This is a genomic window from Stenotrophomonas sp. 21LCFQ19 (genome assembly GCF_056861425.1).
Genome location: NZ_JBSPUF010000013.1, coordinates 61,285 through 75,580, shown reverse-complemented (window position 1 = coordinate 75,580; position 14,296 = coordinate 61,285). Strand labels below are relative to the sequence as shown.

Annotated in this window: 14 protein-coding genes; 3 read left to right on the top strand and 11 right to left on the bottom strand. The window is 62.7% G+C overall.

Annotated features, from left to right (window positions below; all coding sequences use genetic code 11):
• Window positions 1-49: 49 nt before the first annotated feature.
• The 3 genes from AC13FW_RS14950 to AC13FW_RS14940 are packed head-to-tail and all read right to left on the bottom strand — an operon-like array spanning window position 50 to window position 3,399.
• Window positions 50-1,531 (bottom strand): aldehyde dehydrogenase family protein, encoded by a 1,482-nt coding sequence (locus AC13FW_RS14950; protein ID WP_482989602.1) that lies wholly within the window; start codon window positions 1,529-1,531, stop codon window positions 50-52.
• 18 nt (window positions 1,532-1,549) lie between these two features.
• Entirely contained in the window at window positions 1,550-1,807 is a 258-nt protein-coding gene (locus tag AC13FW_RS14945; RefSeq protein ID WP_482989601.1) for a hypothetical protein, read from the bottom strand.
• The gene (locus AC13FW_RS14940) at window positions 1,807-3,399 is read right to left on the bottom strand and encodes a GMC family oxidoreductase (protein ID WP_482989600.1); all 1,593 of its coding nucleotides are present in this window, start codon (window positions 3,397-3,399) and stop codon (window positions 1,807-1,809) included. Before AC13FW_RS14940 ends, AC13FW_RS14945 begins: the two co-directional genes overlap by 1 nt.
• 153 nt (window positions 3,400-3,552) lie before the next feature.
• On the opposite strand from AC13FW_RS14940, the gene AC13FW_RS14935 reads away from it, so the two are divergent.
• Window positions 3,553-4,503, top strand: a complete 951-nt coding sequence (locus AC13FW_RS14935; RefSeq protein ID WP_482989599.1) for a LysR family transcriptional regulator — start codon at window positions 3,553-3,555, stop codon at window positions 4,501-4,503.
• Between the two features lie 55 nt (window positions 4,504-4,558).
• Here the strand turns inward: AC13FW_RS14935 and ispH are convergent, their stop codons facing one another.
• The 5 genes from ispH to murJ form a co-directional block, all read right to left on the bottom strand.
• Entirely contained in the window at window positions 4,559-5,509 is a 951-nt protein-coding gene (gene ispH, locus AC13FW_RS14930; protein WP_282269121.1) for a 4-hydroxy-3-methylbut-2-enyl diphosphate reductase, read from the bottom strand.
• Window positions 5,510-5,561: 52 nt separating this feature from the next.
• Window positions 5,562-6,068, bottom strand: coding sequence for a signal peptidase II (gene lspA, locus AC13FW_RS14925; RefSeq protein ID WP_482985733.1), 507 nt, complete (start codon window positions 6,066-6,068; stop codon window positions 5,562-5,564).
• 70 nt (window positions 6,069-6,138) lie between these two features.
• Window positions 6,139-8,970 (bottom strand): isoleucine--tRNA ligase, encoded by a 2,832-nt coding sequence (gene ileS / locus AC13FW_RS14920; RefSeq protein WP_482989598.1) that lies wholly within the window; start codon window positions 8,968-8,970, stop codon window positions 6,139-6,141.
• Window positions 8,967-9,914 carry a bifunctional riboflavin kinase/FAD synthetase gene (locus AC13FW_RS14915; RefSeq protein WP_482989597.1) on the bottom strand — a complete coding sequence of 316 codons (948 nt, stop codon included), beginning with the start codon at window positions 9,912-9,914 and terminating at the stop codon, window positions 8,967-8,969. Before AC13FW_RS14915 ends, ileS begins: the two co-directional genes overlap by 4 nt.
• Window positions 9,915-9,993: 79 nt before the next feature.
• Window positions 9,994-11,622: a murein biosynthesis integral membrane protein MurJ gene (gene murJ, locus AC13FW_RS14910; protein ID WP_482989596.1), complete on the bottom strand. Its 1,629-nt coding sequence runs from the start codon at window positions 11,620-11,622 to the stop codon at window positions 9,994-9,996.
• 100 nt (window positions 11,623-11,722) lie between these two features.
• Between murJ and rpsT the strand changes: the two genes are divergently transcribed.
• Window positions 11,723-11,992 (top strand): 30S ribosomal protein S20, encoded by a 270-nt coding sequence (gene rpsT / locus AC13FW_RS14905; RefSeq protein WP_057629708.1) that lies wholly within the window; start codon window positions 11,723-11,725, stop codon window positions 11,990-11,992.
• Between the two features lie 35 nt (window positions 11,993-12,027).
• Window positions 12,028-12,471, top strand: coding sequence for a hypothetical protein (locus AC13FW_RS14900; RefSeq protein ID WP_482989595.1), 444 nt, complete (start codon window positions 12,028-12,030; stop codon window positions 12,469-12,471).
• Here AC13FW_RS14900 and obgE read toward each other — a convergent pair.
• From obgE to rplU, 3 genes are all read right to left on the bottom strand, one after another.
• Window positions 12,453-13,511 (bottom strand): GTPase ObgE, encoded by a 1,059-nt coding sequence (gene obgE / locus AC13FW_RS14895; protein WP_481509950.1) that lies wholly within the window; start codon window positions 13,509-13,511, stop codon window positions 12,453-12,455. The two genes, AC13FW_RS14900 and obgE, sit on opposite strands and share 19 nt — an antisense overlap.
• Before the next feature lie 168 nt (window positions 13,512-13,679).
• Window positions 13,680-13,940 carry a 50S ribosomal protein L27 gene (gene rpmA / locus AC13FW_RS14890; protein WP_282269141.1) on the bottom strand — a complete coding sequence of 87 codons (261 nt, stop codon included), beginning with the start codon at window positions 13,938-13,940 and terminating at the stop codon, window positions 13,680-13,682.
• Window positions 13,941-13,959: 19 nt separating this feature from the next.
• A complete protein-coding gene (rplU, locus tag AC13FW_RS14885; RefSeq protein ID WP_282269142.1) occupies window positions 13,960-14,268 on the bottom strand; it encodes a 50S ribosomal protein L21 in 309 nt (102 codons plus the stop codon).
• Window positions 14,269-14,296: the final 28 nt, after the last annotated feature.

Below are 14,296 nucleotides of genomic sequence, written 5' to 3'. Positions count from 1 at the left end.
ACCGCACCACCGTGGCAGCAAACAGCAGCTCGCGAAGATGCGGCGCTTGTCAGCGCTCGCCCAAGCCTGGGCGCAGCGCGATATGTTTGTATTCCAGAAAATCCTCCAAGGCGGCCAATCCATTGAGCCGCCCGAGCCCTGACTGCTTGAAACCGCCCTCCTCCGTGCCGTCAAACACCCGCGCCCAATCGTTGATCCAGACCGAGCCCGCATCAAGCGCTTCAGCGACGCGCAGCGCGCGATCAACATCGCGCGTCCATACACTGGCGGCCAATCCATACTCGCTGTCGTTGGCCAGGCGAATCGCCTGCGCCTCATCGCTGAAGCGCTGAATGGTGAGCACTGGACCAAAGGTTTCCTGCTGGATGATGTCCAGCGCGTTGTCGAACACTTCCAGCAAGGCCGGACGGAAGAACGCGCCCTTGCGCAGCGGGCCGCTGGTAATGGGCCCACCGCGTTCAACCACCACCGCGCCGTAACTGATTGCTTCCTGCACCACCGCTTCAACCCGCTGCACATTGGCGCGGTCGATCAATGGTCCCATGTCGCTGCTTGGGTCGGCCGCGGGCCCGACCTTGACCATGTGCAGGCGCGCGCCCATGCCATCGCGCACCGCGTCGTAGATTCGGTCGTGTACCAGCAGCCGTGAGCCCGTCATGCAGAACTGGCCACTGAATACCGTCAGTGCTTTCTCGATCACCGGCAGCGCCTGCGCCAGATCGGCATCCTCGAACAGGATCATCGGTGTCTTGCCACCCAGCTCCATGCCGAAACGCTTGAGGTGTTTCGCGCCGCTGCTGCTGATGGCACGGCCGGTGCGGGTGGAACCGGTGAAGCTGACCACCGGCACCTGCGGTGCATCCACCAGGTAGCTGGAACCTTCCGGGCCGCTTTCGAAAAACAGGTTGATCACACCGCGCGGCAGTGATTCGGCCTCGGCCATGATCCTGGCCATGGTGCTGGCGGTCTGCGCCACCTGCGACGGCAACTTGATCACCACGGTACAACCGGCCGCCAGCGCCGGCGCCAACGATCGAATGGTCAGCACCACCGGCGAGTTCCAGGGCGCGATCACCGCTGCCACGCCCATTGGCTGGCGCAGGACCATAGACAACCGCCCCGGTTTGGGCCGCAGTGCACGGCCTGCTTCCAGCATCGCCATCGCCGCCGAATAGCGCAGCTTGCTCGGCACCATGTCCAGCTCGAACGCGGCCTCGGCAGCGATCTTGCCGTTCTCCAACGACAGGATCTCCGCCAGCCGCGGGCGATTGCGTTCAAACGCCTGCGCCAGCTGCTCCAGCACCCGTGCGCGCAGCTCATGGTCGTGCGCCCACATGGTCTGCTGGAACGCCTGCGCTGCGGCAGACACCGCCGCCATCGCTGCGGCACGGCCATTGTCCGGGTAGCTGCCGATCACCTCATAGGTAGCCGGGTTGATCGAATCCTTGAGCACACCATCAAAGCGCGGAATGCCGTTGATCCAGTTGGCCGCGCGGCGCAGTTGCGCCGGGGACCTGGTTGCACCGCTCATGGGACCTCCACACATTGATTACTCATGACTGGTCGACCGCTGCTTGTAACGCAGCCAATAGCGACGCACTGCAGATACCAGCGTCTCAACCAATGGCGCGCTGATATTGACCACGATCGGCACGATGACCAGCGTCGACCCCAGCACCCGCAGCGGCAGCGGCCATTGCCTGAAGTACGGACCGAGCACACTCACCACCGTCAGCACGGCCGGATACACCGCCAGCCAGACCAGCGCGGTACGCTTCAAACGCGGTACGAGCTCGGCACACCACATCAGTCGTCCGCATCCCGCATCCATTGGCTGATGCGCTCAGCCAGCATGATTACCGTTGGGTTGGTCGCCACGCAGGGAACATCAGGGAACGCCGAGGCGTCGGCCACGCGCAGGCCATCAATGCCGCGCACACGCCCTTGGTAGTCGAGTACCGCATGTCCATCGTTGGCACCGCCCATTGGCGCGGTGGAGGTGGGATGGTGATAGATATCCAGGGCCATCGGCAACGCCGCTTCCAGCGCTTCGTGTGAGGTCGACAGCGCGCCCGGCACCAATTCCTCTGCGATCATCGACGCCAGTGGTCCTTGCCGGGCAATGCGCCGGATCAGCTCGATGCCCTCCACCATCAATTGCCGGTCCTGCGCGTCGGCCAGCAGGTTGAGCGCGATGATCGGCGCCGCATCGGCAGCACGCGAGCGCAGCGTCACCCTACCCAGCGAGCGCGGCCGGGTCAGCGCCAAGGCCAGCATGAAGATGGCGCCAGTGGGCGATGCCTGCGGATCACCGTAATGCACTGCCGAGACGTGGAAGTCCCCGACATTGGCAGCCGCCTTGGATGACTGCGCCCACAGAATCGCACCCACGGGTGGCACCGGCAAACCGAGCCGATCCGGGCGCGCGGCCCAGGTTGTGTAGAAGAACGGGTGCTCCTGCAGGCGTTGACCGACTGGAAGATTGGCGACCACATCGATATCCAGAGCCAGCAGATCCTTCGCCGGACCAATACCCGAGCGCAGCAGCACCGCTGCCGTGCCATAGGTACCCGCACTCAAGACGATATTGTCGGCTTCGATGCGCTGACCATCGGCCAACACCACCGCGACTGCGCGGCGACCATCAAGCGCTACCCGGTCCACCAGGGTCTGGCTGCGGATGCACAGATTGGAACGCATCCGCACATCGAGGGATAGATAGGTCATGCCGGTATTGAGCCGCTGCCCCATCCGGTTGTTCATCGGGTAAGGACCAACACCGAACGGTTGCTCGCCGTTGAAGTCAGTCACCTTCTCAAATCCGGCCTGTACGGCAGATGCCAAAAAGGCGCGCTGCATGTCCGAGACTTCATCGTCCTGCAGGTAGTGGATTGGCCACGGCCCGCTTCGCCCATGCAAGGCGTCGACACCATGCACAGTGCGCTCGCTGCGCTGGAAGAACGGCAACACCTCCTGTGCAGTCCAATGCTCAAGACCGGCCGCGGTCCAACGCTCGAAGTCACCAGCGGGTGCGCGCATCGCCACACCCGCATTGACCGCCGAACAACCACCAAGCACCTTGCCGCGCGGCACCGGCATCGTCGCGCCATAGATGTTGGGTTCGGCCGAATAGCCCCAGTCATGTGCGGAATCGCCACCGATGATGTGCTGCAACCGCACCGCATCAGGATAGGCATCCGGCGCATAAGCCGGCCCAGCTTCGATCAACAGCACGCGCCGGAATGGATCCTCGCTCAGCCGGCTCGCCATCACCGCGCCGGCCGAGCCACCGCCGACAATGACCACGTCGTAGTACGAGTGACCCGAAACCGCCACTGCATGCGCACTGTCACCATGCACCTGCATGCCTGTACCCGCGTATTTTTGCCGAGTAACCATGGCGAACACCTCCTCGCAACCCGTCCTTCCTGCCACCGCCCGTCACCTGCGAACGTTGATGCAAGCACAGCTGGCACCGGGACCACGGTGCCCATCCTCGACCTCAGCCGGCGCAGGTGGAATCCCTGCACACGTCATGACACTCAGGAACAAATGTCCTCAGTCCTCTCATCGCTGGAATCATTGAATGGCTTGATCGCGTTCGCATCTGCCGTGCAGACGGGTGGCTTCTCGGCCGCAGGCCGGCAATTGGGCCTATCGGCTTCGGCAGTGGGAAAGGCAGTGGAACGCCTCGAGTTCCGCCTGGGCACGCGCCTGCTGAACCGCACTACCCGTTCGCTGGCCCTCACCGGCGAAGGCGAGGTGCTATACCACTACGTCGACAAGGTATTGAAGGACCTGCAGGAGGCGGAACGCGAGTTGAACGCGCGCCAAGGCACGCCACGCGGCCGCCTGCGGATCACCGCCACTCCCGTTCTGGGCCGCAGGTTCCTGGTGCCCGCATTGCACGACTTCCATGCGATCTACCCGGAGGTCAATGTTGCCCTCAGTTTCGATCTTCCTCGACCCGATATCATCGAGGAAGGTTTTGATCTGGCGTTGTGGGCCGGCGAGCTGGAAGATTCCAGCCTGCAGGCGCGGCGCGTGGGATCGTATGCACTGATCACCTGCGCCTCGCCGGGCTATCTTTCCGAGAACGGTACGCCAACCTCGATCGCCGAGCTGGGCAGCCACTGCTGCCTTCACTACCGCCACCGCGGCAATCAGCGGCTGGAGCCTTGGCGGTTCCAGAACCACACCATCTCCAGGCCTCCGATCCCCGCCCCGGAATGCCACCTCAACGATGCCGACGCGTTGGTAGAAGCAGCCGTGGCCGGACTCTGCATCGTGCAACTACCGGACTTTGTGGTGCGCGAGGACATCGCCACTGGCCGACTTCAGGAAGTGCTCCGTAGTGAAGCTGTCGCGCCGCTCGGCATCTTCCTCGTATGGCCGCCGATGTCCGCACAGGCACTGCGCGTGCGCGTCTTCATCGAGTTCATCTCGAAGCGTGCAGGCAACCTGTTCAACATCACCGGCACCGCAGCGTCGGGTCAGCCCTGAACGAGTGAAGCCGACCCTACGGCCGGCTTCATCAGCTGCGATACCAGGCGAAAACTCAGTCCACCAGGCGCAGACGCAGCTCCTTGGGCAACGCAAACACCATGGTCTCCGGCTCGCCTCCGGTTTCGCGGACACTGCCAGCGCCGAGCTCGCGCAGCCGTGCAATCACGCCATCCACCAGCACCTGCGGTGCCGATGCGCCAGCGGTCAGGCCGATGTGCTGCTTGCCAACCACCCACTGCGGATCGATCTCGTCCGCCCCATCAATCAGGTACGACTCCACGCCCTCACGACGTGCAAGTTCGCTGAGCCGGTTGGAGTTGGAGCTGTTCGGCGAGCCGACCACCAGTACCAGATCACACTGCGTGGCAAGGTCACGCACCGCATCCTGGCGGTTCTGCGTGGCATAACAGATGTCGTCGTTCTTCGGCCCCTGCACCATCGGGAAATGCTTGCGCAGTGCTTCAATCACTGCACGAGTGTCATCCACCGACAAGGTGGTCTGGGTGGTGAATGCGAAGTTCTCCGGCTGTGAGACCTGCAGCGCTTCCACGTCTTCCACGCTCTCGACCAGGTAGATGTTGCCCTTGCCGTTCTCGCGGTTCCACTGACCCATCGTGCCTTCCACTTCGGGATGACCTTCGTGGCCAATCAGCACCACATCGCGGCCAGCACGGCAGTGGCGCGCCACTTCCAGATGCACCTTGGTCACCAGCGGACAGGTAGCATCAAACACCTTCAGGCCACGACGGTCGGCTTCAACGCGCACTGCCTGCGATACACCATGCGCACTGAAGATGACGGTATTGCCGTCCGGCACTTCGTCGAGTTCTTCAACGAAGATGGCGCCGCGTGCCTTCAGGTCATCGACCACGAAACGGTTATGCACCACTTCGTGGCGCACATAGATCGGCGCGCCCAGGGTTTCGATGGCGCGTTTGACGATCTCGATGGCGCGGTCTACACCGGCACAGAAACCACGGGGATTGGCGAGCAATACGTCCATCTTCAACGACTCCGACCGCTGACGGTCGCTAATGCGGGAACAGATGCCGGAATCATCCGGCTTTTTTCTCGGCCTTGCCATCAAGCAGGCCCATCAAGGCGATGCCGATGGCGCCGCCCACGATCGCCGCATCGGCGATGTTGAACGACGGCCAGTAATGGTCACCGATATACCACTGGATGAAATCAACCACGTGACCATGAATCTGGCGGTCGATGACGTTGCCGATGGCACCACCGATCACCAGCGCATACGGAAGCGCACTGCGCCAGTTGGCGCGCGGCGTGCGCGACAGCCAGAACGCCATCAGACCACTGATCGCGATGGCCAGAAACGTGAAGAACCACAGCTGCCAGCCACCGGCGTCGCTGAGGAAGCTGAATGCCGCGCCGGTGTTGTAGGTGCGGTACCAGTTCCAGAAACCATCGATCACCGGCACCGGCGTGAACTCGGGCAGGCTGGACAGCACCCAGGCCTTGCTCCACTGGTCCAGGCCGATCACGGCCACGGACACCAGCAGGTAGATCAACGCATTGGGTTTAACAGCCTTTGCTTGCATGTAATACGCCTGTAGTTGACTGCGATGAAGCGGATGAGAGGCTTCTCACCCGCTTCGCCTGAAGCCTTGCTTAGAACCAGCGACGGTTTTCGCCAGCGCCGTCGATATTGCTGACGCAACGGCCGCATAGCTCCGGATGCGCCTCGACCGAGCCGACATCGGCGCGGTAATGCCAGCAACGCACGCACTTGGCCTTGTCGGTCGGCTGCGCACTGACAAACACCTCATCGGTGGTGGCCGGACGCACGCTGACATCGCCACTGATGAACAGGAAGCGCAGCTCTTCGGCCAGCGGCTGCCAGCGTGCGGCCTGCTCTTCGTTGGCAGCAACGGTGATCTCGGCTTCCAGCGCCGCACCGATGGCGCCATTGGCACGCATCGGCTCCAGCACCTTGGAGACCTGCTCGCGCAGCGCCAGCAGCTGGTCGAAATCGGCAGCGGTCAGCTGTGCATCGGCCGGCAACGGCGCCAGGCCGTCATACCATGTGGAGAACAACACGTTGTCCACGCGCTTGCCCGGCAGGTAGCCCCACAGCTCTTCGGCGGTGAAGGTCAGGATCGGCGCAACCCAACGCACGAACGCTTCGGCGATGTGGAACATCGCCGTCTGCGCCGAACGACGGCCACGCGAATCTTCCTGCATCGTGTACAGGCGGTCCTTGGTCACGTCCAGGTACAGCGAGCCCAGGTCGACACTGCAGAAATTCAGCAGCAGCTGCACGATCTCGGCCATGTTGTAGTTGGCGTAGGCAGCCTTGATCTTCTCCTGCAGCTCGAACGCGCGATGCACGATCCAGCGGTCCAGGGCGACCATGTCCGGCAATGCAACCAGGTGCTGGGCCGGATCGAAACCATCCAGGTTGCCGAGCAGGAAGCGCGCGGTGTTACGCAGGCGACGGTAAGCGTCGGCGTTGCGCTTGAGGATTTCCTGCGACAGCGACATCTCGTTGCTGTAATCGGCAGAAGCAATCCACAAACGCAGGATGTCAGCACCCAGCGTGCGCATGATTTCCTGCGGCTCGATGCCGTTGCCCAACGACTTGGACATCTTGCGGCCGTGCTCGTCCACTGTGAAACCGTGGGTCAGGCACTGCTTGTACGGCGCGTGCTTGTCGATGGCCACGCCGGTCAGCAGCGAGGACTGGAACCAGCCGCGGTGCTGGTCGGAGCCTTCCAGGTACAGGTCGGCCGGCTTGCCATAGCCACGTGCCAGCAGCACGCCTTCGTGGGTCACGCCGGAGTCGAACCAGACATCGAGGATGTCGGTGACCTTTTCGTACTGGGCGGCTTCATCGCCGAGCAGTTCGGTGGCGTCCAGCGAATACCAGACGTCGATGCCGCCCTGCTCCACGCGGTCGGCCACCTGCTGCATCAACTCGACGCTGCGCGGATGCGGCTCGCCGGTTTCGCGGTGGGTGAACAAGGCAATCGGCACGCCCCAGGTCCGCTGGCGGCTGATGCACCAGTCCGGGCGGCCGTCGACCATGCTGCTGATACGCGCCTTGCCCCAGCTCGGGAACCAGCCCACGTTGTCGATGGCAGCCATCGCGTCGTCGCGCAGGTTGGCCTTGTCCATCGAAATGAACCACTGCGGGGTGGCGCGGAACACCACCGGTGTCTTGTGGCGCCAGCAATGCGGGTAGCTGTGCTGGATCTCGAAGAACGCCAGCAGTGCACCGCTCTCGCGCAGCACATCGACGATCAGCGGCTGTGCCTTCCACAGGTGCTGGCCAGCCAGTTCAACCGTACCAGCCGGCGGCGTCGACGACAGGTAGACGCCACGGCCATCGACCGGATTGATCTGGCCAGCGTTGTACTTGTCCATCAGCCCGTACTGCTGGCTGACCGCGAAATCTTCCTGACCGTGGCCAGGCGCGGTATGCACCGCACCGGTACCGTCGGCATCGGACACGTGCTCACCATTGAGCAACGGGATGTCACGGTTGGCATAGAACGGGTGAGCCAGCAGCTGGTTCTCCAGCGCCGAACCCTTGGCATGGCCATGCACGACCACCTCGGCAACGCCGTAGCGGCCCAGCGAGCGCTCAGCCAGCGCCGAGGCCAGCACCAGCCAGCGCGGCTGGCCGTTGTGAGCCGGGCCTTCGACCAGCGCGTATTCGATGTCCGCACCCAGCGACACCGCCAGCGAAGCCGGCAGCGTCCAAGGCGTGGTGGTCCAGATCGGCACCGCTACTTCCACACCGACCGGCAGCTCGACGCCGAAGCTGGCTGCCAGCGCCTTGGAATCGCGCGCGGCATAGGCCACATCGATGGCCGGCGAGGTCTTGTCCTGGTATTCGATTTCAGCTTCGGCCAGCGCCGAGCCGCAGTCGAAGCACCAATGCACCGGCTTGGCGCCGCGCACCAGGTGGCCGTTGGCGACGATCTTGGCCAACGCACGGATTTCATTGGCCTCGAAGTCGAAGCTCAGCGTCTTGTACGGGTTCTCCCAGTCGCCGATCACACCCAGGCGCTTGAAGTCTGCGCGCTGCAGGTTGATCTGCTCTTCGGCGTACTCACGGCACTTCTGGCGGAACTGTTCGGCATCAAGCTTGACGCCAACCTTGCCCCACTTCTTCTCGACCGCGATCTCGATCGGCAGGCCATGGCAGTCCCAGCCCGGGATATAGGGCGCATCGAAGCCGTCGAGGTAACGCGACTTGACGATGATGTCCTTGAGGATCTTGTTGACCGCATGACCCAGGTGGATCTGGCCATTGGCATACGGCGGGCCGTCGTGCAGCACGAACAGCGGGCGGCCCTTCGCATTCTCGCGAAGCTGCGCGTAAATACCCTGCTCTTCCCAACGTGCCAGGATGCCCGGCTCACGCTTGGGCAGGTCGCCGCGCATCGGGAATTCCGTTGCTGGCAGATGGAGGGTGGCTTTGTAATCCTGGCTCACGCGGTAGCTCGCAATCTGTGTTCGTTGAGGATGCGACGCGCCTGTTCTGCGTCGCGGTGCATCTGCTCGGTCAATGCCGGCAGACCGTTGAACTTCTCTTCATCCCGCAGCTTGGCCACGAACTCCACTTCGATGTGACGGCCGTACAGGTCGCCATTGAAGTCGAACAGATGTGCCTCAAGCAGCGGCTCCACACCTTCAACCGTGGGGCGCGTGCCGAAGCTCGACACCGACGGCCATGGCTGCTCGAACACGCCGTGCACCCACGTAGCGTAGATACCAGAAAGTGCGGGTGTTTTCGGGAAACGCAAGTTGGCGGTGGGGAAGCCCAGGGTGCGCCCGAGCTGGCGCCCGCGCACGACCCGCCCGCCAATCGAATACGGACGGCCCAGCAACTCGCCGGCATGGGCGAACTCGCCAGCCACGATCAGCTCGCGGATACGGGTGCTGGAAATGCGCTCACCGTTCAGGTGCACCGGCTCGATCTCGCCGGCAGCAAAACCCAGCTCGGCGCCCATCGCCTGCAGCAGCGCGATATCGCCGCCACGGCGGTTGCCGAAATGGAACTTGGGACCGATCCAGACTTCACGCGCACCGAGGCGGCGCACCAGCATGTCGCGGACGAAGTCCTCGGCGGTGATCGCCGCCATCTTGGCGTCAAAGCGCAGCAGGCCGACGCTGTCGACCCCCAGCTCACGCAGGGTAGCGACCTTGTCACGCGCCAGCATCAGCCGCGGCGGCGGGTTGTCCTTGGCAAAGAACTCACGCGGCAGCGGCTCGAAGCCCAAGGCTACGGCCGGCACACCCAAGGAGCGGGCACGGGCAACCGCGTGGCGCACCAGCGCCCGATGGCCCAGGTGCAGGCCATCGAAGGCACCAATGCAGACCACGCTTCCCTGCGGGAACAACACCCCGCCTTCGACGTCTCTAAAAAGCCTGCTCATTCCATCCGGATCCGGCCCATACGGGCCGGTTCTGTCGTGTGTAGCCCTGAAGTATAACGGGGCCGGCCATGCTGTCGGCTTACTGGCCACGCAGCTCGCGCGGCCGGTAGCCCATCAGCAGCAGGCCGGCGGCATAGACCGCGCCGCCGGTGCCAACCAGTACTGCCAGACGCCAGCCACGTTCCCACCAGGCCCAGGCCGTCCAATCCGACCAGAACAGCCGCAGCGCCACCACGGCCACCAGCATCAAGACGCTGGCCACCACCAACTGCAGGAGGAACCGCCCCCAGCCAGCCTGCGACTGGTACACCTGCGCCCGGCGCAGGTACCACCATAGCTGCAAGGCGTTGGCCCAGCCGGCAACGGCAATCGACAGCGCCAGCAACGCGTGCGCACCTTCCACCTTCTTGAGCGCAGGCAGCCACTGACCATCGGCGGCGACAAGTGCAGCCTGTCCCATGGGGCTGAAGGAGAACATGGCGACAAACAGCAGTACCGTACAGACGATATTGATGATGATCGAGGCCACCGCCGCCTTCACTGGCGTGCGCGTGTCCTGGCGCGAGTAGAAGGCCGGTGCCAGCACCTTGACCAGCAGGAACGCAGGCACTGCCAGCGACTGCGCCATCAGGCTCAGACTGCTCATCAGCATGTCCTGTTCGGAGAACCGACCGTACTGGAACAGAGTTGCCAGCAGCGGCTGCGCGCACAGCACCAGCCCGATACAGGCCGGCACGCCGATCAAAAGACACAGTCGGAAGCCCCAATCCAGGCCCTTGGAATAGCCTTCCGGATCCGAGCTGGCGTGGCGACTGGACAGATGCGGCAGGATCACCGTACCAATGGCGACACCGAACATGCCCAGCGGGAACTCCAGCAGGCGGTCGCTGTAGTACAGCCAGGTCACGCTGCCGCCCATCAGCATCGAGGCCGCCAGCGTATTGAACAACAGGTTGACCTGGGCCACCGACGAGCCGAACAACGTCGGCACCATCAGCCTCATGATCTTGCGTACGCCGGCATGGGCCAGATCGAACCTGGGCCGCGGCAACAGCCCCAGTTTTGCCAGCGACGGCAACTGGAAGGCGAGCTGCAGGATACCCGCCACGAACACGCCCCAGGCCAAGGCCAGCACCGGCTCATAGCCCCAGGCCTTCATGTGCGGGACCAGACACAGCGCCGCAGCGATCATGGAAATATTGAGCAGGATCGGTGAGAGCGCGGGTATGGCGAACTTCTGGTAGCTGTTGAGCACCCCACCCACCAGCGACGCCAGCGAGATGAACAGGGCATAGGGGAAGGTGATCTGCAGCATCAACGTGGCCAGTTCGGCCTGTTCACTGCCTGGCGCAAACCCCGGCGCGAACACCCGCATCAGCCAGGGCGCCAGCAGGATGGCGACGGCTGTCATCAACAGCAGCGCCCCCGTCAGCACGCCCGTCACCCTGTCGACCAGCGCCTTTACGGCGGCGTGATCACCCTTGGCCTTGTATTCGGCCAATACCGGCACGAACGCCATCGAGAATGAGCCCTCGGCGGAAAGGCGGCGCATGAAGTTGGGAATCCTGAACGCGACCACAAAAGCGTCCATTGCCGCGCTGGCACCGAACACATGGGCGTAAACTTGGTCGCGGATCAATCCGCTGATACGTGACAGGAACGTCATGGAACTGAATACGGCAGTGGATTTGAGCAGACGACCGCTCATGCATCTTCCTCTTGACAACTTGACTTGACGTTCTTTCAGTCAGCCATCATACTTGCATGCTTGCTGTTCCCACCACACCGATTTTCAGGAAACCACCACTGTGGCCAATATCAAGTCCGCCAAGAAGCGCGCCAAGCAGACCGTTGTGCGCAACGCGCGCAACACGGCTCAGCGTTCGATGCTGCGCACCGCCGTCAAGAAGGTGATCAAGGCTCTGGATGCCAACGACGCCGCTGGCGCCGAGGCAGCCTTTGCCGTCGCCCAGCCGATCCTCGACCGTTTCAGCGCCCGTGGCCTGATTCACAAGAACAAGGCTGCGCGTCATAAGAGCCGTCTGACCGCTCGTATCAAGGCCATCAAGGCTGCCTGATCCGCGCGATCACCAGGAGTCGCAAGACTCCCGGCATGAAAAACCCGACCTTGTGTCGGGTTTTTTGTTGGGCGATTTTCGGGACGCGAGGCAGATACCCCCTACCCAACCTTGGCTTTGGCTTTGGCTTTGGCTTTGGCTTTGGCTTTGGCTTTGAGCCTCCTCAGAAAAGCCTGAACAACTCCCTTCTCCCGCTTGCGGGAGAAGGTACCCGAAGGGCGGATGAGGGGGCCTTTGATCTGGATTTGGATTTGGATTTGGATTTGGATTTGGATTTGGATTTGGATTTTCAAGCAAAAGCCTGCCCTCACCCCAACCCCTCTCCCGCAGGCGGGAGAGGGGCTTCAAGCGCAAGCCACAACCACAACCACAACCAAAGCCAAAGCCGAAACAAAAAACCCGGCTTTCGCCGGGTTTTCCTCACGCATCAAGCATCAAGCATCAAGCATCAGCAAAAAGCTTATTCGCCCGCGGCGTGACGCTCTTCAGCTTCCAGAATCTTCTGCTGATCAAAGAAGGCCATGATGTCCTTCATGATCGGCCAAGTACCTTCACGACCCAGCGCCGACACCAGATACCACGGGCCGGTCCAACCAAGCTCCTTGATGATCTGCTCAGCCGCTGCCTTGGCCTCGTCCTCGAACATCAGGTCGGCCTTGTTCAGCACCAGCCAACGCGGCTTCTCCAGCAGCTCCGGGTCATGCTTGCCCAGCTCGCGCTCGATCGCACGCACCTGCTCAACCGGGGAGATGCCCTCAACCCCACCTTCCATCGGCGAGATGTCGACGAGGTGCAGCAACAGACGGGTGCGCTGCAGATGGCGCAGGAACTGCGCACCCAGGCCAGCACCATCAGCCGCACCTTCGATCAGGCCCGGAATATCGGCGATCACGAAGCTGCGGTAATTCTCGACCTTCACCACACCCAGGTTCGGGTACAAGGTGGTGAACGGGTAATCAGCGACCTTCGGCGTTGCCGCCGAAACAGCGCGGATCAAGGTGCTCTTGCCCGCATTCGGGAAGCCCAGCAGGCCCACGTCGGCCAGCAGCTTCAGCTCCAGCTTGAGCAGGCGCTCCTCGCCCTCTTCACCCGGCAGCGCCTGACGCGGTGCGCGGTTGGTGGAGCTCTTGAAGTGCATGTTGCCGAGGCCACCCTTGCCGCCCTTGGCCACCAGCAGGCGGTCGCCATGCGTGGTCATGTCGCCAATGACTTCGTCGGTGTCGACGTTCATCACCACGGTGCCGACCGGCACGGTGATGACCAGGTCTTCGCCGCCCTTGCCATAAGCCTGACGGCCCATGCCGTTCTCGCCACGCTGCGCCTTGAAGATGCGGTCATGACGGAAGTCGACCAGGGTGTTCAGGTTCTCGTCGGCACGGATCCAGACGCTGCCGCCATTGCCGCCATCGCCACCATCCGGACCACCGAGCGGAATGAACTTTTCGCGGCGAAAGCCGATACAGCCATTGCCGCCTTTGCCAGCGATGACTTCGATCTCCGCTTCGTCTACAAGTTTCATGAATTTAACGCCGGGATTGGGAAATGGGGATTGGGGAATAACAGAAGCAGGTACAGCCCATTATCGGCCCTGCACCCCGGAATGTCGGGGTTCCAACGAAAAACCCCGCCGAAGCGGGGCTCTCGTCAGCAGCCCACACCGGAGTATGGGCGGCTTGCGTGTACGGAATTAAGCTTCCGTGACAACGCTGACGGTACGGCGCTTGTTGGCACCCTTCACCGTGAACTCAACCTTGCCATCGACCAGCGCGAACAGCGTGTGGTCACGGCCCAGGCCGACGCCTGCACCCGGGTGGAACTGGGTGCCGCGCTGACGCACGATGATGTTGCCAGCTTCGATGGCCTGGCCACCGAAGATCTTGACGCCGAGGTATTTCGGGTTGGAATCGCGACCGTTGCGCGAGGAACCTACGCCCTTTTTATGTGCCATGACGGATTCTCCTTAGCAATTAGCCGGCGATGCCGGTGATTTCGATTTCGGTGTAGTACTGACGGTGACCCTGACGCTTCATGTGGTGCTTGCGGCGACGGAACTTGATGATCCGGACCTTGTCGGCGCGGCCGTGGGCCACGACCTTGGCGGTCACCGAAGCGCCCTTCAGCGCGTCACCCAGCTTGATGCCGTCGGCATCGCCGAGCATCAGGATGTTGTCAAACTTGATCTCGTTGCCAGCTTCGACTTCGAGTTTTTCCACGCGCAGGGTTTCACCCTGAACGACGCGGTACTGCTTACCGCCAGTTACCAGAACTGCATACATGACCAGACTTCCTCTGTAGTTATTGTGG

Coding starts and splice junctions, on each gene's coding strand:
- AC13FW_RS14950 (WP_482989602.1), bottom strand. CDS start 1,531: ATGAGCGGTGCAACCAGGTCCCCGGCGCAACTGCGCCGCGCGGCCAAC.
- AC13FW_RS14945 (WP_482989601.1), bottom strand. CDS start 1,807: ATGTGGTGTGCCGAGCTCGTACCGCGTTTGAAGCGTACCGCGCTGGTC.
- AC13FW_RS14940 (WP_482989600.1), bottom strand. CDS start 3,399: ATGGTTACTCGGCAAAAATACGCGGGTACAGGCATGCAGGTGCATGGT.
- AC13FW_RS14935 (WP_482989599.1), top strand. CDS start 3,553: ATGTCCTCAGTCCTCTCATCGCTGGAATCATTGAATGGCTTGATCGCG.
- ispH (WP_282269121.1), bottom strand. CDS start 5,509: ATGGACGTATTGCTCGCCAATCCCCGTGGTTTCTGTGCCGGTGTAGAC.
- lspA (WP_482985733.1), bottom strand. CDS start 6,068: ATGCAAGCAAAGGCTGTTAAACCCAATGCGTTGATCTACCTGCTGGTG.
- AC13FW_RS14915 (WP_482989597.1), bottom strand. CDS start 9,914: ATGAGCAGGCTTTTTAGAGACGTCGAAGGCGGGGTGTTGTTCCCGCAG.
- murJ (WP_482989596.1), bottom strand. CDS start 11,622: ATGAGCGGTCGTCTGCTCAAATCCACTGCCGTATTCAGTTCCATGACG.
- AC13FW_RS14900 (WP_482989595.1), top strand. CDS start 12,028: ATGAAAAACCCGACCTTGTGTCGGGTTTTTTGTTGGGCGATTTTCGGG.
- obgE (WP_481509950.1), bottom strand. CDS start 13,511: ATGAAACTTGTAGACGAAGCGGAGATCGAAGTCATCGCTGGCAAAGGC.
- rpmA (WP_282269141.1), bottom strand. CDS start 13,940: ATGGCACATAAAAAGGGCGTAGGTTCCTCGCGCAACGGTCGCGATTCC.
- rplU (WP_282269142.1), bottom strand. CDS start 14,268: ATGTATGCAGTTCTGGTAACTGGCGGTAAGCAGTACCGCGTCGTTCAG.